This window comes from Stenotrophomonas humi (assembly GCF_001431415.1).
Lineage (GTDB): Bacteria > Pseudomonadota > Gammaproteobacteria > Xanthomonadales > Xanthomonadaceae > Stenotrophomonas > Stenotrophomonas humi.
This window is the reverse complement of sequence record NZ_LDJI01000026.1, coordinates 55,123-74,128: the sequence shown is the minus strand read 5'-3', so window position 1 is coordinate 74,128 and position 19,006 is coordinate 55,123. Positions and strand designations below refer to the sequence as shown.

Sequence of the window (19,006 nt, the reverse complement as noted above, 5' to 3'; positions counted from 1 at the left end):
GCCCGCCGGTCACACCACGTGGATCTCGACTTCGCCCAGCACAACCCGTTGGCCGGTGCGGATTTTGCAGGCTTTGCGCAGTTCGACCTCGCCATCGACGGTCACCTGGCCTTCGCCAATGATCATCTTGGCTTCGCCGCCGCTGGAGACCAGGTCGGTCAGCTTGAGCAGCTGCTTCAGTTCCACGTATTCACGGTCAAGCTCGAAATCGATGCGCTGCATGGGTCTTCACAGGGAGAAAATCGGGCGCTATTGTGCGCCAATGGTCCGCCCATCGGGGCGTCCCAGCGGCTGGGGCGTGGGCGCCAGCTGAACGGACATTCGGCCCCCACGCGACAGCAAGGGGTTTCAGGGCGCACAATATGCGTCTTTTCGCCCGCCCGTTCGCGGCGGTGCCCCCGGAGTTCCCATGACCCAAGAATCCCCCGCGCCGCTGCTGTTTGCAGATCTCGGCCTCTCAGAGCCTGTGATGAAAGCCGTAGCCGCTGTTGGCTACGAGTCGCCGTCGCCCATCCAGGCCGCCACCATTCCCGCCATGCTGCAAGGTCGCGACGTGCTCGGCCAGGCGCAGACCGGTACCGGCAAGACCGGTGCCTTCGCGCTGCCGGTGCTGTCCAACATCGACCTTTCCGCCACCAAGCCGCAGGTGCTGGTGCTGGCCCCCACCCGTGAGCTGGCCATCCAGGTGGCTGAAGCGTTCCAGAGCTACTCGGTGGCCATGCCCAACTTCCGCGTGCTGCCGGTATACGGCGGCCAGCCCTACGGCCAGCAGCTGTCGGCCCTGCGCCGCGGCGTGCACGTCGTGGTCGGTACCCCGGGTCGCGTGATCGATCACCTCAATCGCGGCACCCTGGACCTGTCCGAGCTGAAGACGCTGGTCCTGGACGAAGCCGACGAAATGCTGCGCATGGGCTTCATCGACGACGTCGAAGCCGTGCTCAAGAAGCTGCCGGAAAGCCGTCAGGTCGCGCTGTTCTCGGCCACCATGCCGCAGCAGATCCGCCGCATCGCGCAGACCTACCTGCGTGACCCGGTGGAAGTGACCATCGCCTCCAAGACCACCACCTCGGCCAACATCCGCCAGCGCTACTGGTGGGTCAGTGGCATGCACAAGCTCGATGCGCTGACCCGCATCCTGGAAGTGGAGCCGTTCGACGCGATGATCGTGTTCGCGCGGACCAAGGCTGCCACTGAAGAACTGGCCGGCAAGCTGCAGGCCCGTGGCCTGGCCGCCGCCGCCATCAATGGCGACATGCAGCAGGCCCAGCGCGAGCGCACCATCGCCCAGCTGAAGGAAGGCAAGCTCGACATCCTCGTCGCCACCGACGTGGCTGCCCGTGGCCTGGACGTGGAGCGCATCAGCCATGTGCTGAATTACGACATCCCGTACGACACCGAAAGCTATGTGCACCGTATCGGCCGTACCGGCCGTGCTGGCCGCAGCGGTGATGCGATCCTGTTTGCGACCCCGCGCGAGAAGGGCATGCTGCGCCAGATCGAGCGCGCGACCCGCCAGCCGATCGAGGAAATGCAGCTGCCGAGCGTGGATGCGGTCAACGACACCCGCGTGTCCAAGTTCATGGAGCGCATCAGCCAGACGCTGGCCAGTGGCGATACCGATTTCTATCGCGACCTGGTGCAGCGTTTCGAGAACGAAAACAACGTGCCGGCGGTCGAAGTCGCCGCTGCGCTGGCCAAGCTGCTGCAGGGCGATGCCCCGTTCCTGCTGAGCCCGCAGGTGCGTGAGCGCCAGCCCTCGCACAACGATCGCCCGGAGCGTCAGCAGCGCGGTGACCGTGACGGTGGTTTCTCGCGTGGTCGTGATGACCGTGGCGAGCGCGGTGAACGTCCCGCACGCTTCGAGCCGCGTTTTGAGCGTGGCCCGCGTCATGACGCCGGTGGCGAGCGCGCACCGCGCCCGCCGCGTGCCGAAGGCGAGTTCAACGAGCGTCCGCGTCGCGAAATGGCACCGCGCAGCGCGCCGGAATCGGGCATGGAGACCTACCGCATCGAAGTGGGCCACACCCACGGCGTGAAGCCGGCCAACATCGTCGGCGCCATCGCCAACGAGGCAGGCCTGGAAAGCCGCTACATCGGTCGCATCGATATCCATGATGGCCACTCGGTGCTGGACCTGCCGGCGGACATGCCCAGCGACGTCCTGCAGCACCTGAAGAAGGTGTGGGTGTCCGGCCAGCAGTTGCAGATGCGCCGTCTGGAAGAGGGTGAGGACGCAGGTTCCGCGCCGCCGTCCAAGCCGCGTTTCGACAAGAAGCCGGGCGGTCGCCCGGGTCTGCGTCCGGGTGCGCCGGCAGCGCATCCGCGTCGTGACGGCTTCAAGCCGCGCGGTCCGCGCAACTTCTAAGCCTGGCGACAACCCGGCTGACCAGGACAACCCCGCATCCGCGGGGTTGTCTTTTTTTGTCTCTCGCTTTTTTGTTCCGCGCGGTGTTCAGGAGGCTTCCCTGCGGGTGGTGGGGAGTGCCGCACACTGTCCGGTGCCGGCACGGCGCAGCTTGGCGGCGATCGACGGGCGGCGGACGACGTGTGAGAGGCCCGTCCGATGCCGGGGCATGCTGAACACACCTCGCGTCTTCACATATCGCCATCACCGTGTTGTTGCGATAATCCGCCCGATTGCGTCGGGGGACGCAGAAGGGAAGTCATGGCGGACGGCGGGGGGGCAAAAGGAGGGCGCAGCAGTCGCGCCTGGGCGGTGCGGCTGTTGATACTGCTTCTGGTGTTGCTGTGGCCGGTGGCCGGCATGGCGCAGGCGCTGCAGGTTGATCGTGATTTCCTGTTGTTGGGCGAGGCGACCGACCAACAGGCGCCGGTGCGTGTCTGTACCCCCGAGATCCTGGCGCGGCTGACCCATGTCATCCAGGTGCAGCCGCCGGTGGGCGGCTGGCCCGGAGCACCGCAGGCCCTGGATGTGTTCAATGTGTTTGCCGGTGAGGTGATGATTTCCCACGGCGAACGCCAGGTGTGTGGGCACATGCAGGATGCGCGCACCCGTGATTCGCGGTTCCGTGCCGGCATCGGCATGGTGATGGTGCCCAAAGCGGGCAATACCGATCCGATCCTGGTGGCGTGGGAGCCGCCGCTCAAATCGCGCTGGATTCCCACCGTGCGGTTGGGCGCGCCCAGTCCGGTGCAGCAGAGCGATACCGCCCGCCTGCTGATTCGTACGGCTTGCATCGCCATCGCGTTGGCGCTGGCGTTGTCGGCGCTGATGGGGTACTTCACCACCCGCGGCCGGGATTTTCTGACCTATGCCTTGGTTTGCGTATTGCTGGTGGTCTGGCAGTCGATACTCAGTGGGCTCAGCGGGTACCCGGAGCCATGGCTGCCGGTGGGGCGCGCTGCCCCGGTGTGGATGGTGGCCATCTCCGCGCTGAGCTACGGAGTGATGATCTGGATGCTGTGGCGTCTGTGTGGCGGTCGTCGAGCGGTGCGCAATTCGCGCCGCGCAATGCTCTGGATGACCGCCGCACTGGGACTGGTGGCGCTGCTGACGCCGTTCATGTCCCACCACATGCTGGCGGTGACGGCGGTTGCACTGGACGGTGTGTTCGCCGCGGCCTGCGTGATCGCATTGGGCGTCGGCTTCGTGTCGCTGCGACGTGGTCACTACCATGTGGTGGACGGAATCGTCGCCGTGGTGCCGTTGCTGATGTTGATGCTGGCCGACGTTTCAGGGAACCGGTTGCTGGTCGAATACCGCGTCGAAGCGGCGCAGCTGGTGGTGACCTGGTTCCTGATGATGTCGGCCTATTCGCTCAACCGCAGCCTTGGCCACATGCGCCAACAGCGCGATGAGATGCGCCAGCTGGCCGATACCGACATGTTGACCGGGCTGCCCAATCGACGAGCCGGGCTACGCCAGCTGGAGCAGTACCTGCTGGAAACGCGCTTGAACGGGCAGCCCCTGTCGATCGGCTTCCTGGATATCGACCTGTTCAAGCAGATCAACGACCGCTACGGGCACGATGTGGGCGACCAGGTGCTGGTCTCGGTGGCCCGCACGCTGGAATCGGGCGTGCGCAACCGCAGTGACGTGATCCGCATGGGCGGTGAGGAGTTCCTGATCCTGCTGCCCGGCAGCAGCGCCGATGTCGCCCTGCCGCGACTGGAGCAGCTGCGTGAGCGGGTGAGCCTGCAGGCGGCCGGGCTGGACCACGATGGCCTGGTGGTCACATCCAGCATCGGCCTTGCCGAACTGCGCCCAGACGACAACGACGTTGCCGCGCTGCTGCGCCGTGCCGACAATGCCATGTACCGGGCAAAGCGCAGTGGCCGCAACCGCGTGGTGGATGCGCGCGACACGCCACTGGCCGACTGAACACGCCGCGCGCTGTTCGGGCCGGTGGCGATGGCGGATAATCCGCCGATGACAATTCGACTCAACAAGCACATTGCCGAAACCGGCTTCTGTTCCCGCCGCGAGGCCGATCGGTTGATCGGCGAACGCCGCGTCACCGTCAACGGCATCGCTGCCGGCACCGGTGCGGTGGTGGGCGAGGGGGATGAAGTCCGTGTGGATGGCCAGCCGCTGCGCGCGCGCGCGGTCCAGAAAAGCACCGGCCGCAAGCACGTCTACATCGTTCTGAACAAGCCGGTGGGCGTCACCTGCACCACCGAAAGCGCGGTCAAGGGCAACATCGTCGACTTCGTCGGCCATGAGCAGCGCATCTTCCCGATCGGCCGCCTGGACAAGGAATCGGAAGGGTTGATCCTGATGACCAGCAATGGCGACATCGTCAACCAGATCCTGCGCGCCGAAAACGGCCACCAGAAGGAATATCTGGTCGCGGTGAACAAGCCGGTCACCGATGAATTCCTGCGTGGCATGGCCCGTGGCGTGCGCATCCACAACCAGATGACCCTGCCGTGCCGTACCTCGCGCATCGCCAAGTTCGGCTTCCGCATCATCCTGGAGCAGGGCTTGAACCGGCAGATCCGCATGATGGCGAGCGAGTTCGGTTTCCGCGTCACCCAGTTGCGCCGCGTGCGCATCGACAACGTCAAGATCGGCGCACTCAAGCCCGGCCAGTGGCGCAACCTCTCCGAGCAGGAGCTGCGCGGCCTGCTGCCGCAACAGCGCGAGTGGTGAAGTGTGACCGCCTCACCGCGCCTTGCACGCGGTGCGGCTAGACTTTTCCGCGTTCAGAAGGTGCCCCCTTCACCAGAGCCGGGAGCTGCGCATGATCAAACCCTCGATGCCCGTCAATGAAGCCGAGCGCTTGGCTGCCCTGCAGCGTTATCGCATCCTCGACACCGACCGCGAGCAGGGGTTTGATGATCTGGTGACCATTGCCCGCGCCCTGTGCGGCACCCGGATGGGCGCGGTGACGCTGATTGATCATGACCGGCAATGGTTCAAGGCACTGCAGGGCCTGGAAGGCATCCAGACACCGCGCGAGGAAGCGTTCTGCGCGCACACGATCCTGCAGCCGCTGCAGTTGACGGTGGTGGAGGACGCGCTCCAGGACGCGCGCTTTTCCGGTAATCCCTCGGTGCTGGGGGAGCCCCACATCCGTTTCTATGCGGGCGCGCCGCTGCTGAGCAGCGACGGCTATGCGCTGGGCTCGCTGTGCGTGTTCGACTCGATCCCCGGGGTGCTTGGCGGGCAGCAGGCCGAAGCCCTGCAGGCCTTGTCGCGACAGGTCGGCAAGCTGCTGGAGATGCGGGTGCTGCGGCAGCAGATCGACCACCACCGGGCCGAGCATGATTGGTACGAGGCGCACCTGGCCCAGTACTACCAACAGCTTGAGCAGCTCAACATGGAGCTGTCCGAACAGACCCGCACCGACCCGCTGACAGGGTTGCCGAACCGCCGCGCGCTGGCGGCGGCGTTGTCCGAAGCGATCGAGCGCGGCATGGCGGTTACCCCTGCAGTGGCCATCGTCGATATCGACCACTTCAAGATGGTCAACGACATCCATGGGCATGACGAGGGTGACAGGGTGCTCACCGAACTGGCCGGCACCCTGCGTTCCCAGTTCGCCGGGCGTGGCATGGCCGCGCGCTATGGCGGCGAGGAGTTCGTGATCCTGATGCCGGAAACCCCGATGCAGCAGGCCGAGCTGCAGTGCCAGTACCTGCGCGAATCGGTGAGCCTGCTGCCGGTCGGCCTGCCGATCACGCTGAGCATTGGTCTGGCCGCGCACCGCCCGGGTGAGACGGCACAGGACACGCTGCGGCGCGCCGATGCCGCGCTGTACCAGGCCAAACACCAGGGCCGCGACCGGGTGGTGGTGGCCGACTGAGGCCGGCCACGCGATCTCGGTTGCTGCGACCCCGGGCCACTACGCTGCGGTGATTCCCGGTGTGTCGAGAAACTCCGATGCTGCAGACCCTGGCGGTTGCCAACTATCGCTCGTTGCATGAACTGGTGGTGCCGATGACCCGCTTGAATCTGGTCACCGGCGACAACGGCAGCGGCAAATCCAATCTCTACCGCGCGTTGCGTCTGTTGGCGCAGACCGCACGCAATGGGGTGGCCAGTGCTTTGGCCGGCGAGGGCGGACTGGCGTCTGCGTTGTGGGCGGGGCCGGAGCGGATCAGCCGGCGTATGGTCATGGGCGAGGTGCCGGTGCAGGGCACTGCGCGCAGTGAACCGGTATCACTGCGGCTGGGATTTTCCGCCGAGGATTTCGGCTATGCGATTGATCTGGGACTGCCGGTGGCCAGCGCGTCGATGTTCGACCGCGATCCTCAGATCAAGTGCGAAAGCCTGTGGGCGGGCCCGTTTCTGCGCGCCGGCAATGTACTGGTCGAGCGCCGTGGCAGCGTGGTGCGACGACGTGCCGGGCGTGGCTGGGAGGTGGTGGAAGAGCACCTGTCATCGTTCGACAGTGTGTTCGGACAGTTGGCCGACCCGCAGCGCATGCCCGAGGTACTGGCGCTGCGCGAATACATCCGGCGCTGGCGGTTCCATGATCACTTCCGCTCGGACGCTGCGGCGCCAGCGCGGCAGCCGTGCATGGCCATTCGTACGCCGGTGCTCAGCGATGACGGCCATGACCTGGCTGCCGCCTGGCAGACCATCATCGAGATCGGCGATGAGGCGGGGCTGCAGGGCTCGCTGGACGACGCGTTTCCCGGCGCGCGGGTGTTGATCGAAGGCTGGGACGGCCGATTGTCGTTGAAGTTCCAGCAGCCGGGCCTGTTGCGCCCGCTGGCGGCCAGTGAGCTGTCCGATGGCACCCTGCGCTACCTGCTGCTGATCGCGGCCCTGTACACGCCACGCCCGCCGCCGCTGATGGTGCTCAACGAACCGGAAACCAGCCTGCATCCGGACCTGCTGCCGGCATTGGCGCGGCTGATCATCAAGGCGTCCGCGCGCAGCCAGCTGTGGGTGGTGTCGCATGCGTCGCGGCTGATCGCCGCGTTGCAGGAGGACCCTGCCTGCAACGCGATCCGGCTGCACAAGGAGTTCAGCCAGACCCGGGTGTTGGGCATGGGCAATCTCGATGCGCCTGCGTGGTACTGGCCCCAGCGCTGATCAGTCGGCCACGACTGCGGGGCGGCGACGGTTGAGCAGCGGGTGCAGGAACACACCGCCGAGGATGATGGCCACGCCCAGGTAGAACTGTGGCGTCAGCTCGTGCTGTTCGCTCAGGAACACTGCGGCCAGGACGATGGCATAGACCGGCTCCAGGTTGGTCACCAACTGCACGGTATAGGCGCTGAGGTGACGCAGGGCGACCAGCGCCAGGGCGAACGGCAGCAGCGTGCACAGACCGGACAGCACCAGCAGCAGGATCCCGTCATGCAGGTTGGGCAGTACCCACAGGTTGCTGGCCAGGGCAGGCAGCAACAGCGGCAAGACCGGCGCCAGCAACGTCAGGGTGAGCGTACCGGCGCCCAGCTCCAGCGCGGTGACGGTCAGTGGGTCGGCATGGCTGACCAGACGCTTGTTGAACGAGCCGAACAGGGCAACCAGCAATGCCGACGCTGCGCCCACCGCAACGCCCAGACGCATGCCGTCGGGCACGCCGCCGACCACCAGGGCCACGCCCGGCAATACCACGATGGCCAATGCCAGTTCCTTCATCTGGAACGGTCGACGCGCGATCCACGGCTCGATGACCGAGGTGAATACCGGTGCCAACGCGATGCAGGTCGCCGCGACCGAGGCATTGGCCAGCTTCACCGAGCCGTAGAACGTCAGCCAGTGCAGCGCGACCAGCGCGCCGACGCCGGCATAGCCCAGCGCCAGCCGTGGCGTAAGCGCGGAAAGCCCGCGCCAGACGCGCGGCAACAGCGCCAGCATCACTACCACCAGCAGCATGCGCCACCACACCAGCGGCAGTGCGGGCAGAGTGATGAGCTTGCCGAGGATGGCGGTGATGCCCCACAGCAGGACACAGAAATGAATTTGCAGCAGCGCTTTGCGCGTATCAGGGTTCGACATGCGGGAATTGTCGCCGAAGTGCCTGTTCATCGCCGCGCGCGGTGCTTCAGCTTTGGTCCCAAAGGCGCAGCAATTCAGTGGCAGCGGCGGGGTTGCGGTGCTTGGCGGCGCTGATGAAATAGATGAACACCTCGCGCGGTGTTTCTGCGGCGGCAGGCGGGGCGACATGCGGCAGGTCCTGCGGATCCTGCCCATTGCGCCAGGCGTGCGCGCGCTGGTTCCATTGCGCCAGCTCGGGTAGCGGATAACCGGTAGGGTATTCGTCGCGGCTGCGCATCAACCGTGCGTAGACGAAGTCGCTGCACAGGTCGGCTGCATTGGGATGCTCGGGTGAATCGGTGTAGACCAGCGCTACATTGTGTTGGCGCGCGAGGGCCACGGTCTGGGCGTCGAGGAAGGCCGGGTCGCGGATTTCCAGCGCATGCCGTTGGCGGCGGCCGTTCACCTGCGTCGGCAGCAAGGCCAGGAACGCAGCGACATCGTCGCGGTCCAGCGTGCGTCCGGCCGCGAACTGCCATACCAGCGGGCCGAGCCGGTCGCCCAGGTGGCTGATGCCGTCGATGAAGTCGTCGATCTGCGCGCCGGTGCCGGCGAGTCTGCGCGCCGTGACGATGCGCTTGGGTGCCTTGGCCGAAAACACGAAGCCCTCCGGCGTCGCCTCACGCCAGCCGGCATACACCGCAGGCTTCTGCGTGCCGTAGTAGGTTCCGTTGATCTCGATGCTGGTCAACTGGCGGCTGGCGAATTCAAGCTCGCGGCGTTGCACCAGCCCTGTGGGATAGAACATGCCGCCGCGCCACGGCGCATAGACCCAGCCGCCGATGCCGGCATGGATGCCGGACTTGCCGGGGAGGGGGGCGAACAGATCGTTCAAGGCAAGGCCTGCAGGGTTGGGAGCGGGCTTGGCCGCGATGCTGGCAATGTACCCGTGTCGCGCTTCCATGGGAGCAGTCTCCGTCGTGAAATCGCGTGCGCCGCGCGCTGTTTCCTCATTCGGTGGATGGCACGTAACCCGGGCCCTGAAGCGCACGCCGGAGGGGCGCTGTTGCGCCCTTCCGGTCATGCCGCGGTGTGCCGCGTGGCCTACGCCGTTTCCGTGGAAGCCGGCTCCTTCCACGGGTCGTAGGTGCCAAACCACCACAGATGGCCTTCGACATCGCGGCAGGCATAGCCTCGGCCGCCATAGTGCTGATCTGCGATGTCCATCAGGATCTCCGCGCCGGCCGCCTTGGCCTGTGCGTAGTGGGCATCGGCGTCGCTCACGATCACGCAGGCGCTCTGCGTTTCCTGTCCCCCGACTTCGTCGGGCTGGATCATGTTGTTGCCCCATTCGCCCGGCGTGACCGAGCTGAGCATCACCATGCCGCTGCCGAACACCAGCTGCGCATGCTGGACGACATCCCCTTGCTGGTACACCGCATGCCGCTGGAAGCCGAACGCCTTGCACAGCCAGTCAATGGCGGCCGGGGCGTTGCGGTAGCGCAGGCAGGGAATGATGGTGGCGGTGGTGTGTGCGGCGAGGTCCATGGCGGTGCTCCGGCAAGTGCGCAGGAGGCGAGGGTGGGCGCGGCCGCGTTACCATCGCGAGAAGGCTGGCCCTGGCATGGGCGGCATGGATTCAACGGGAGAGTGCATTGAACAAGTGGTTTGGGAGCGGGCTGGTGCTCGCGATGGGCGTGGTGGCACCCATGGCCGGTGCGCAGCAGGCCGCAGTGCCTGCGGAATTGCAGCAGCTGGATGCCACGGTTGAACGTGTACGGCAGCAGTTCGATGTGCCGGGCGTGGCGATTGCCGTGGTCAAGGACGGCAAGGTGGTGCTGGAGCGCGGCTGGGGCGTGCGTGAACTGGGCAAGCCCGAGCGGGTGCAGGCCGACACGCTGTTCGCCATCGCCTCCAACACCAAGGCGTTCACCGCCACCTCGCTGAACCTGCTGGCTGAAGACGGCAAGCTGAAGATGGACGACCGGGTGATCGACCACCTGCCGTCGTTCCGCATGTCCGACCCCTATGTCACGGGCGACATGCGTATCCGCGACCTGCTTTCACACCGCAGCGGCCTGAGCCTGGGGGCCGGTGACCTGTTGTTCTGGCCGACCACTACCTACAGCAATGCCGATGTCGTGGCGCGGTTGGCGCAGGTGCCGCTGAAGAATGGTTTCCGTGACCGCTACGCCTACGACAACATCCTCTATGCGGTGGCCCAGCAGGTGATCGAGAAGGTGTCCGGGCAGTCGTTCGCCGACTTCCTGCAGCAGCGCATTTTCGACAAGGTCGGCATGGCCGACACGCGTTACAACGCCGACCACCTGAAGCCCGGTGACAAGGCCGCCGTTGGCCATGCCAAGTTCGATTTCACCGACCTGCGCCCGGTGCCGCCGTTGACCTGGTCCAACAACGCCGGTGCCGGTGGCATCTATTCCAGCGTGCATGACCTGGCCAAATGGATGAACGTGCAACTGGCCGAAGGCAAGCTTGCCGACGGCACGCCGCTGTTCACCGAGAAGACCCAGCAACAGATGTGGCAGATGCAGATCCCGCAGGTGGTGCCCAAGCCGTCGGTGCCGGAGCTTGAAGCGGCGCGCCCGAACTTCGCAGGCTATGCGGAAGGCTGGAGCTTGAGCGATTACCGTGGGCAGAAACTGGTTTGGCACACCGGCGGTTGGCCGGGCCAGGTGTCGCGCCTGACGTTGGTGCCGGGCCAGAACCTGGGCGTGGTGGTGCTGACCAACCAGGAATCCGGCGCTGCGTTCAACGCCATCACCATGAGCGTGCTCGATGCCATGCTCGGTGCGCAGGGCAACGACTGGGTAGCGGCCTATGCGGCCAGCGTGGCCAAGGCGCAGGGCAATGCCGATGAAGGTTGGGCAAAGCACGAGGCCGCGCGCGATGCCAAGTCCAAACCGTCGCTGCGTCTGTCCGGCTATGCGGGCACCTACCGTGACGCCTGGTACGGTGACGTGTTCGTCGAGCAGAAGGCTGGCAAGCTGCGTCTGCGTTTCGGCGCCACTGCCGACCTGGTCGGCACGATGGAGCACTGGCAGCACGACACCTTCATCGTGCGCTGGGACAACCGCTCGCTCAACGCGGATGCCTTCGTCAACTTCAGCCTGGACCCGGACGGCAAGGTGCGTGAGGTGCGGATGCAGGCGGTGTCGTCGCTGACCGATTTCAGCTTCGATTTCCAGGACCTGCTGTTGAAGCCGAAGGCGGAGTGACCCTACTGCCGCAGGAGCGGCCTTGGGACGCTGGACGATCAAGCTTCCGGCGGAATCGTTGATCGATACGAGCTTCGCGGTTGCCACGTAGACAGACACAACACAGGCCGCGATGGGACAATCGCGGCCTGTTCTGTTTTTGCGGGCCGTGGCGATGTTGCGTTGGTTTGAATCCCTGATTCCCGTATTCCCGCCGGTTGATACGCGCCAGCCGCCACGCGGTGTGGTGCGCTTCTACCTGCATTACCTCACGCCGGTGTGGCCGGTGCTGCTGGCCACGCTGATCGCAGGCCTGTTGCTGGCGTTGGTGGAAGTGGCGATGTTCGACTTCCTGGGCCGTATCGTCGACATGCTGTCCGACAATCCGGGTCGTGATTTCTTCCAGCGCAATGCCCGTGAACTGCTGTGGATGGCCGGCATCACTCTGCTGGCGCGTCCGCTGCTGGTGGCGCTGCACAATCTGCTGGTCAATCAGTCCATCGTGCCGGGGCTGAGCAACCGTTCGCGCTGGCAGATGCACAACTACGTGGTGCGGCAGAGCCTGAGCTTCTTCCACAACGATTTTGCCGGCAGCATCGCCAACCGGGTGATGCAGACCGGCACGTCGCTGCGGGAATCGGCCGTGCAGATGGTGGATTCGCTCTGGTACATCGTGGTCTACACCGGTACCGCGCTGTATCTGTTCGCGCAGGTGGACTGGCGCCTGATGCTGCCACTGGCGATATGGATGGTGGCGTACGTGGGGATCGGCGTGTACTTCGTGCCACGCATGAAGCAGCGCGCATGGATAGCCTCGGAAGCGCGCTCCAAGGCGATGGGCCGCATCGTCGACGGCTATACCAACATCGCCACGCTCAAGCTGTTCGCACACAGCGGCCATGAGCAGCGTTATGTGGCCGATGCGATCCAGGAACTTGCCGAGAAGCATCGTGGGCAGACCCGTATCACCACCGGCCTGGAGATGGTGATTGCGGTGCTCAACGGCTTCCTGATCGTCGGAACGTGTGGCCTGGCATTGTGGTTGTGGAACGACAGCCTGATCAGCGTGGGCGCCATCACCCTGGCGACCGGCCTGGTGATCCGCATCCACAACATGTCCGGCTGGATCATGTGGACGGTGAACGGCATCTTCGAGGACATCGGTACCGTGCAGGACGGCATGGAGACCATCGCCCAGCCGCTGACCGTGCAGGACAGCAGCGACGCCGCGCCCTTGAAGGTGACGGCCGGCGCGGTGGATTTCCAGAATGTGCACTTCCACTACGGCAAGCGCGGTGGGGTGATGGCCGGGCTGAATCTGGCGGTGAAGCCGGGCGAGAAGATCGGACTGGTCGGGCCCTCCGGCGCGGGCAAGTCCACCCTGGTGAACGTGCTGCTGCGGCTGTATGACCTGGAAAGCGGGCAGATCCTGATCGACGGCCAGGACATCGCCCGCGTCACCCAGGAAAGCCTGCGTGCGCAGATTGGTGTGGTGACGCAGGACACCTCGCTGCTGCATCGCTCCATCCGCGACAACCTGTTGTACGGGCGCCCGGATGCCACGGACGAACAGCTGCGTGCTGCCGTGGCCAAGGCCCGCGCGGATGGCTTCATCGACGCGCTGGTGGACGGGCAGGGCAGGCGGGGCTACGACGCGCATGTCGGCGAGCGTGGCGTGAAGCTGTCCGGTGGCCAGCGCCAGCGCATTGCCATTGCCCGCGTATTGCTCAAGGACGCGCCGATCCTGATCCTGGACGAGGCGACCTCGGCATTGGATTCGGAAGTGGAAGCCGCCATCCAGGACAGCCTGGACGAGCTGATGGGCAACAAGACGGTGATCGCGATTGCGCATCGCCTCTCCACCATCGCGCGCATGGACCGGCTGGTGGTGATGGACCAGGGCAGGATCGTTGAAACGGGCACGCATGCCGAGTTGGTCGCGACCGGTGGCCTGTATGCCCGTCTTTGGGCGCGGCAGACCGGTGGATTCGTGGCCGTCGACGGCTGATGCTTCTGCTTTTACGGAGAGGCCGATGCGGGACAACCGCATCGGCCTGCTTCTGAAGCGCCAAAGGACGCCGCGTGGCGGCGTCCCGTTCTACGGGAAGACTCAGTAGCTGCCCATGTAATCGCGCTTGCCGATATCAACGCCATTGTGGCGCAGGATGGCGTAGACGGTGGTGACGTGGAAGAAGAACTGCGGCAGTCCGTACTGCAGCAGGTACACATTGCCCTGCAGCTTCTTTTCCTTCGGCGTGCCGGCGCGCAGCACGATTTCGCGCGATTCGCTGCCGTCGAACTGCTCCGGTGCGAAGGCGCTGACATGCGCCAGTGCCTTGGCGATCAGTTCCTGCAACTCGGCGAAACCGGCATCGGCGTTGTCCGGCCAAGACGGCACGTCGGTGTTGGACAGGCGCGAGCTGATGCCCTTGGCGAAGTCGGCTGCGATCTGCACCTGGCGCACCAGCGGGAACATATCCGGGAACAGGCGCGCACCGAGGAACGCATTTGGGTCGATCTTCTTTTCAGTGGCGTGGGCTTCGGCTTTGTTCAGCACGTCGGACAAGGCCGAGAGCATCTGCTTGAGAACGGGAATCGAGGCGCTGTACATGGAAAGGGACATGATGGAATTCCGTTGGAGGGGTGACTGGCGTGGCAGCTGCCACGCGCATGCTGAAACCCCGCTAGCATAGGCCGTCCGCTGCCGCCCTGTCGCCGCTACGGTTCATACATGCCGTAGCGGCGCGTGCGATGCATGGTCCGCCCAGGTTCAGTGCCGGATGGAATCAGCGCACGGCTTTCTTTACCAGTGCGGTGATCTTCTTTTCGACCTCCGCCGTCAGCGTGACCAGTGCGAAAACCGTTGGCCACATCTGCCCATCATCCAGCATGGCGGTGTCATTGAAGCCCAGCGTGGAGTACCGCGCGCCAAACTTGCTCGCCCCCTGGAAAAACACCACCACCTTGCCGTCCGCATTGGCATATGCCGGCATGCCGTACCAGGTCTTTGGTGAAAGCGTGGGAGCCGTGGCGGTGATGATGTCGTGCAGGCGACGGGCCATCTTGCCTTCGGCCGATGGCATCTGCCCGATCTTTTCCATGATGTCGGCTTCGCCTTCAGCCTTGAGCTTGCCTGCCTTGGCCTCGGCTTTCAGTTCCTTGGCACGCTCTTTCATGGCGGCGCGTTCTTCGGCGGTGAATCCATCAGACTTGGACATGGCAGCTCCAGTGCATGCGGCGAAGGGAGGATCGCGGCTTTATACCGCGTTGCCGTGATCGATTGTGTTTATTCGGTCACGCCAGCGGAGTGCGCTCACAGCAAGCGCGTACCAAGGGCGACGTCGTGTTCAGGGATGCACAACGTGACGTGGCCGTCGCTGTTGTGGAAGCCGGTCACCAGGCATTCGGACATGATCGGGCCGATCTGCTTGGGCGGGAAGTTCACCACCGCCACCACCAGCCGACCCAGCAGCTGTTCAGGCGTGTAGAGCGCGGTGATCTGTGCGCTGGATTTGCGGGTGCCGATCTCCGGGCCGAAATCCACCTGCAGGATATAGGCCGGCTTCCGGGCTTCGGCAAACGGCTCGGCGGCGGTGATGCGGCCGACGCGCAGCTCTACTTTGGTGAAGTCATTCCAATCGATGGTTTGCATGAAAGATCTGTCGTTTGAGAATTTCGTTGTGGCGGCAGGGGCAGGTCAATCGTCGTAAGGAAGGTCATCTGGATCGACGCCGATGAAGTCAGGCGCGGGAAGCACCGTCAATCGGTGGGCCTGGATGCTGTCGATGCCAAGCACCACCGCCTTGACGGCACGGTGCATGCCGTCCATCAGCCGCCCCTGCGGACAAAGGATGATCGGGTAGGCCAGGTCGGCCGCATTCACCAGCTGCATGTGCATCGCGATGGAGCGCCCGCTGGGCGTGTCACCTTCGTTGTCGTACCAATAAGGTTCGTCCAGCTCGGCGATTTCATTCACGGGAAGCTGCTCGATGGGCAGGGGGGCCGCAAGATCGATCAGGCGATGAACGTCCCAGGCCAGCAGGCCATCTGCGGATTGTCTGAAGTGATATTGCTTGCGCATTGGTAAGCCGTTGAAGCAGAAGTGGGGGTGCAAGGTGGTCCGCAGTGCATCAGCGCACGCCGAGCTCAAGATAGCTGCTGCCGTACCAGCGGATCTCCATTGGCGCACCGGCGTCGGCGATGGTTTCATCGGCCGGCTCCTTGCCGCTGCCAAGATTGAGCTGCCGGTCCGCTTGCTTGGCCACGCCCAGTGACACCACCAATTGGCTGCCTGCTGGGAGTTTTCGGCCGAGCAATCGGGTGTCCTTCACTTCCAGCTGTTGCCGCACACCCGGTTCCAGCAGCTGCCGATGGCGGCGGTCGGCGTTGTAGCTGGCACGCTGCAGCCACCAGCCAAGATCGAGATACTCGCCTTGGGCATTGCGCTCGTAGATGCCGATGACGATATCGGCATCGTGCTTGTTGATGCTGAAATCCAGAACCCCGTTGAATGCGCCAGCCAGCTCGGTGTCCTGCGCCATCGGTGCACTGGCAAATACCAGTCCCGCACGCGGGTCCAGTTGAGTGTTTACCGAATCCGCTGGCATCGGCTTGGCAGCATCGCTGCGGTCGCTGAAATTGATGCGCTGCATAATCTCTTCATTGGGTTGTGCCTGCGTCGCCAACAGATGCATGTCCGTTTCGGTTCCGGGTACCAGGTGCAGCTTCAGCATCTGTGCGGGCATGGCATCCAGCGTGTGCGCATGGCGCCAAGTGTCGGCACCCATCACCTGCCAGTTGACGCGGTCGGCCAGCAGTGCAGGCTTGGCCGCACCCTTGAACACATGGTCAAACCAGGCAAGGCGCAGTGCTTGCAGGTCGATGCGTGCCGACGCATCGGTGGTGTAGCCCTGCACCGTTGACGGTACGCCGGTCTGCATCGTGAAGTGCTGGTAGGGACCTATCAGCAGCGTATGGTCGGCATCTGGATGGTGCCGCAGGTGCTCGCGGAAATAGTGCAGCACGCCGATCTGCGCACCATCGAAGTAGCCGGTGGTGGCCAGCACCGGGATATCGATATCGGCGAATGCGTCGCCTTGCGGAATCTGCTGTTGCCAGTAATCGTCATAGGCTGGATGACGCAGCCATTCGGAGAACAGTGGATTGGGGTTGCCATCGATGGCCGGAAGCTCGCGATAGGCACGGCCGCTGCTGTAGAGGGTGCGATCAAGTGCAGTCCAACGCGCACTGTCACCGTAGGCTGTGTCGTTCAACGTGCGGTTGCTGGCGGTGTAGGCCGGCCATGCGTACATGAAATTGAGGAAGATGCCGCCTTCCATCGGCACATCGATACCCGGCGCGACCGTAGCCGAGGTGGCGATGGCCTTCAACGCCTTGGGGCGCTGCTTCAATGCTGCCCATTGGGTGAACCCGCTGTAACTTCCGCCGTACATGCCGACTCGGCCGTCGCTCCATGGCTGCCCTGCGATCCACTCGATGACTGCTGCCGCGTCGGTGCCATCGTGCATGTACGGCGCGATGGCATCCGTGCTGCGACCCTTGCCGCGGCTGTAGGCAACCACGCCGGCGTAGCCATGGGCGGCCATCTTCTTGGCATCGGCCCACGCCCAGTCGTCGTTGGCGTAGATGGTGAAGGTGAGCAGGGTAGGCAACGGTGCTGCGCTGCGTGGACGCACGGTGAGAACGGCGAGGCTGGCGTTGTCCGGTGTGCGTACCAGCGCGGAACGGTCGATGGCATAGCGACGCGCATCGTCCTGTGCCAATGCTTCGTTGAACAGGGGCAGGAATGCGCGGTAGGCCGCATGCACCTGCCAGGCGCGGATGACGTCGATCGCCTCGGCTTGCGACAGCTGTCGTTTGCCGGCGATAGCACTCAGGGCCTTGTCCAGATCGTCGCGCATGCGGGGCAGGTAGCCGCCAAACGCGAACTCGGCCTGCAGCGCGGTACGGTCATCCAGTGTCGCAAAGCGCTCGGCGAAGGTAGTGCGCCATGCCTGCGCGAATGCTGTGTGTGCCGAGGCCTCGTGCACCTTTGCCAGTGCGTAGGTTTCGTACTGTAAGAACAATGGCGGTTGCGAGGCATCGTCCCCACGCAATGCACGCAGGGCGCGAATGCTCTGCACCGCCTGCGCATACTGGCCGGCGGCCATCTGCAACCGGAACAACGTGCCGAGATGACGTTGCCTGTCATCATCATGGAAGTCCGCAATCAGCTGGCGGGCCAACGCGGGCGCAGCGCGGTCGATGGTGTCGGCCTGCAACGGCGCCCGCAGTGTCAGCCCTGCAGCGAGCGTCGTTGACGGTGCGCACAGCAGCAACAGGAGCAATGCCAGGCAATATCGCATTGGTGTTCAGCAGCGATGATTGTGCGGGGATGACATTCTGGCGTTATCCGGTGCGGTCAGGGTGTGCGTTGTGCCTGCCGGTTTGTCATCAACTGGCGCGCAGCTTCTTCCCAGTTGCGGCCATCGAACTGCTGGCGGGGCAGTGCGGCCAGATCGATGTCATCCACGCAGCGCAGGTTGACCACCCACATGTGCGGGGCGATACGCGGATTGCTGAAGGTGCTGGTGCCACATTGGCTGCAGAAGAAATGTTTGGCGGTGCGGGTGCCAAATTGATAGGTGGTCAGGCTTGCTTCACCGGAAACGATGCGGAACTGCTCATTGCCCACCGCGTGCCAGAGCGCGCCCTTGCGATGGCAGATGGAACAGTTGCATTCCAGGATGCCGGTGACCGGCGTGTCGAACTCGAAGGTGATGTTGCCGCAGTGGCATGAACCGTTACGCGTTTGCACGGAGACTCTCCAGTGATGCAGACGGGGCCAGCGATGACGGTTTGCTGGCAGGTAGTGGCCGGATGCAACCGCAGCCAGGGTAACGATACCGCGTCATGCTTGGCGGGTCAGCCCGGCATGGGCTGCGAAGGCAGGGGCAGCTCCATCGGTTGGTAAACTAGACCTGCCGATTCGGCCACGTCCCCGCTGCAATGAAAGCCATATCCCAGGTACGCAGGAACCGAGGGCAGCGACGCACTAACGGTCACCCGGTCGCCACGCACCTGCTTCAGCGCCGCGGCGACCAGATGGCGGCCGACGCCGCTTCGCTGCTGATGCGGAGCAATGAATAGCATGGCGATATGCCGGCCCTGTTTGAGTTCAATCAGCCCGACCACGCGGTTTTCGATCTCGGCCAGCAGCAGCGTGTTGTCCTGCGTCATGCGCGCGGCGAATGCGTCTGCGGCGGCGATCTTGCGGAAGGTGGCGATCCCCTCGTCACCCAGGGTAGGCGCTACCGATGCCATGAACGCGGCCATGCAAAGGGTGCTGGCGGTGTCGAGGTCGTCGTGCGTGAGTGGCCGGATGTGCATTCTT

General features: G+C 64.6%; 18 protein-coding genes. 7 read left to right on the top strand and 11 right to left on the bottom strand.

Features of this window, described 5'->3' with window-relative positions; genetic code table 11:
- Positions 1–9: 9 nt before the first annotated feature.
- Positions 10–222, bottom strand: a complete 213-nt coding sequence (locus ABB26_RS13745; protein ID WP_057635096.1) for an RNA-binding S4 domain-containing protein — start codon at positions 220–222, stop codon at positions 10–12.
- 187 nt (positions 223–409) lie between these two features.
- Between ABB26_RS13745 and ABB26_RS13740 the strand changes: the two genes are divergently transcribed.
- The 5 genes from ABB26_RS13740 (at position 410) to ABB26_RS13720 (ending at position 7,507) form a co-directional block, all read left to right on the top strand.
- Complete coding sequence (locus tag ABB26_RS13740; protein WP_057635094.1) at positions 410–2,365, top strand: DEAD/DEAH box helicase; 1,956 nt, start codon at positions 410–412, stop codon at positions 2,363–2,365.
- A 300-nt stretch (positions 2,366–2,665) separates the two neighbouring features.
- Positions 2,666–4,342, top strand: a complete 1,677-nt coding sequence (locus ABB26_RS13735; RefSeq protein ID WP_057635093.1) for a sensor domain-containing diguanylate cyclase — start codon at positions 2,666–2,668, stop codon at positions 4,340–4,342.
- Positions 4,343–4,390: 48 nt separating this feature from the next.
- Positions 4,391–5,113 carry a pseudouridine synthase gene (locus ABB26_RS13730; protein WP_057635091.1) on the top strand — a complete coding sequence of 241 codons (723 nt, stop codon included), beginning with the start codon at positions 4,391–4,393 and terminating at the stop codon, positions 5,111–5,113.
- Between the two features lie 91 nt (positions 5,114–5,204).
- Positions 5,205–6,269: a GGDEF domain-containing protein gene (locus ABB26_RS13725; protein WP_057635089.1), complete on the top strand. Its 1,065-nt coding sequence runs from the start codon at positions 5,205–5,207 to the stop codon at positions 6,267–6,269.
- Positions 6,270–6,346: 77 nt separating this feature from the next.
- On the top strand, positions 6,347–7,507 hold the full coding sequence (locus ABB26_RS13720; RefSeq protein ID WP_057635087.1) for an AAA family ATPase: 1,161 nt from the start codon (positions 6,347–6,349) through the stop codon (positions 7,505–7,507).
- On the opposite strand, the gene ABB26_RS13715 is transcribed toward ABB26_RS13720, so the two are convergent.
- From ABB26_RS13715 to ABB26_RS13705, 3 genes are all read right to left on the bottom strand, one after another.
- Positions 7,508–8,419: a DMT family transporter gene (locus ABB26_RS13715; protein WP_057635249.1), complete on the bottom strand. Its 912-nt coding sequence runs from the start codon at positions 8,417–8,419 to the stop codon at positions 7,508–7,510.
- Positions 8,420–8,465: 46 nt separating this feature from the next.
- A complete protein-coding gene (locus ABB26_RS13710) occupies positions 8,466–9,293 on the bottom strand; it encodes a DUF72 domain-containing protein (protein WP_057635248.1) in 828 nt (275 codons plus the stop codon).
- A 209-nt stretch (positions 9,294–9,502) separates the two neighbouring features.
- Positions 9,503–9,946 carry a VOC family protein gene (locus ABB26_RS13705; RefSeq protein ID WP_057635085.1) on the bottom strand — a complete coding sequence of 148 codons (444 nt, stop codon included), beginning with the start codon at positions 9,944–9,946 and terminating at the stop codon, positions 9,503–9,505.
- A 143-nt stretch (positions 9,947–10,089) separates the two neighbouring features.
- Between ABB26_RS13705 and ABB26_RS13700 the strand changes: the two genes are divergently transcribed.
- Both ABB26_RS13700 and ABB26_RS13695 read left to right on the top strand, forming a co-directional pair.
- Positions 10,090–11,634 (top strand): serine hydrolase, encoded by a 1,545-nt coding sequence (locus ABB26_RS13700; RefSeq protein WP_057635245.1) that lies wholly within the window; start codon positions 10,090–10,092, stop codon positions 11,632–11,634.
- Positions 11,635–11,788: 154 nt separating this feature from the next.
- Positions 11,789–13,621: an ABC transporter ATP-binding protein gene (locus ABB26_RS13695; RefSeq protein ID WP_057635083.1), complete on the top strand. Its 1,833-nt coding sequence runs from the start codon at positions 11,789–11,791 to the stop codon at positions 13,619–13,621.
- A 102-nt stretch (positions 13,622–13,723) separates the two neighbouring features.
- Here ABB26_RS13695 and ABB26_RS13690 read toward each other — a convergent pair whose 3' ends face one another.
- The 7 genes from ABB26_RS13690 to ABB26_RS13660 form a co-directional block, all read right to left on the bottom strand.
- The gene (locus tag ABB26_RS13690; protein ID WP_057635080.1) at positions 13,724–14,236 is read right to left on the bottom strand and encodes a DUF1993 domain-containing protein; all 513 of its coding nucleotides are present in this window, start codon (positions 14,234–14,236) and stop codon (positions 13,724–13,726) included.
- Positions 14,237–14,399: 163 nt separating this feature from the next.
- Positions 14,400–14,831, bottom strand: coding sequence for a DUF1801 domain-containing protein (locus ABB26_RS13685; protein ID WP_057635078.1), 432 nt, complete (start codon positions 14,829–14,831; stop codon positions 14,400–14,402).
- Positions 14,832–14,926: 95 nt separating this feature from the next.
- The gene (locus ABB26_RS13680) at positions 14,927–15,265 is read right to left on the bottom strand and encodes a tRNA-binding protein (protein ID WP_057635077.1); all 339 of its coding nucleotides are present in this window, start codon (positions 15,263–15,265) and stop codon (positions 14,927–14,929) included.
- A gap of 45 nt (positions 15,266–15,310) precedes the next feature.
- Positions 15,311–15,727 (bottom strand): hypothetical protein, encoded by a 417-nt coding sequence (locus ABB26_RS13675; RefSeq protein WP_211261972.1) that lies wholly within the window; start codon positions 15,725–15,727, stop codon positions 15,311–15,313.
- 16 nt (positions 15,728–15,743) lie between these two features.
- Entirely contained in the window at positions 15,744–17,978 is a 2,235-nt protein-coding gene (locus ABB26_RS13670; RefSeq protein WP_057635073.1) for a CocE/NonD family hydrolase, read from the bottom strand.
- A 56-nt stretch (positions 17,979–18,034) separates the two neighbouring features.
- Positions 18,035–18,430 (bottom strand): GFA family protein, encoded by a 396-nt coding sequence (locus tag ABB26_RS13665; RefSeq protein WP_057635072.1) that lies wholly within the window; start codon positions 18,428–18,430, stop codon positions 18,035–18,037.
- Between the two features lie 107 nt (positions 18,431–18,537).
- A complete protein-coding gene (locus ABB26_RS13660) occupies positions 18,538–19,002 on the bottom strand; it encodes a GNAT family N-acetyltransferase (RefSeq protein WP_057635070.1) in 465 nt (154 codons plus the stop codon).
- Positions 19,003–19,006: the final 4 nt, after the last annotated feature.

What these genes read in the sequence shown, in the direction of transcription:
- ABB26_RS13745 (WP_057635096.1), bottom strand. Translation starts at nt 222, where the DNA reads ATGCAGCGCATCGATTTCGAGCTTGACCGTGAATACGTGGAACTGAAG.
- ABB26_RS13740 (WP_057635094.1), top strand. Translation starts at nt 410, where the DNA reads ATGACCCAAGAATCCCCCGCGCCGCTGCTGTTTGCAGATCTCGGCCTC.
- ABB26_RS13735 (WP_057635093.1), top strand. Translation starts at nt 2,666, where the DNA reads ATGGCGGACGGCGGGGGGGCAAAAGGAGGGCGCAGCAGTCGCGCCTGG.
- ABB26_RS13730 (WP_057635091.1), top strand. Translation starts at nt 4,391, where the DNA reads ATGACAATTCGACTCAACAAGCACATTGCCGAAACCGGCTTCTGTTCC.
- ABB26_RS13725 (WP_057635089.1), top strand. Translation starts at nt 5,205, where the DNA reads ATGATCAAACCCTCGATGCCCGTCAATGAAGCCGAGCGCTTGGCTGCC.
- ABB26_RS13720 (WP_057635087.1), top strand. Translation starts at nt 6,347, where the DNA reads ATGCTGCAGACCCTGGCGGTTGCCAACTATCGCTCGTTGCATGAACTG.
- ABB26_RS13715 (WP_057635249.1), bottom strand. Translation starts at nt 8,419, where the DNA reads ATGTCGAACCCTGATACGCGCAAAGCGCTGCTGCAAATTCATTTCTGT.
- ABB26_RS13705 (WP_057635085.1), bottom strand. Translation starts at nt 9,946, where the DNA reads ATGGACCTCGCCGCACACACCACCGCCACCATCATTCCCTGCCTGCGC.
- ABB26_RS13700 (WP_057635245.1), top strand. Translation starts at nt 10,090, where the DNA reads ATGGGCGTGGTGGCACCCATGGCCGGTGCGCAGCAGGCCGCAGTGCCT.
- ABB26_RS13695 (WP_057635083.1), top strand. Translation starts at nt 11,789, where the DNA reads ATGTTGCGTTGGTTTGAATCCCTGATTCCCGTATTCCCGCCGGTTGAT.
- ABB26_RS13690 (WP_057635080.1), bottom strand. Translation starts at nt 14,236, where the DNA reads ATGTCCCTTTCCATGTACAGCGCCTCGATTCCCGTTCTCAAGCAGATG.
- ABB26_RS13685 (WP_057635078.1), bottom strand. Translation starts at nt 14,831, where the DNA reads ATGTCCAAGTCTGATGGATTCACCGCCGAAGAACGCGCCGCCATGAAA.
- ABB26_RS13680 (WP_057635077.1), bottom strand. Translation starts at nt 15,265, where the DNA reads ATGCAAACCATCGATTGGAATGACTTCACCAAAGTAGAGCTGCGCGTC.
- ABB26_RS13670 (WP_057635073.1), bottom strand. Translation starts at nt 17,978, where the DNA reads ATGCGATATTGCCTGGCATTGCTCCTGTTGCTGCTGTGCGCACCGTCA.
- ABB26_RS13660 (WP_057635070.1), bottom strand. Translation starts at nt 19,002, where the DNA reads ATGCACATCCGGCCACTCACGCACGACGACCTCGACACCGCCAGCACC.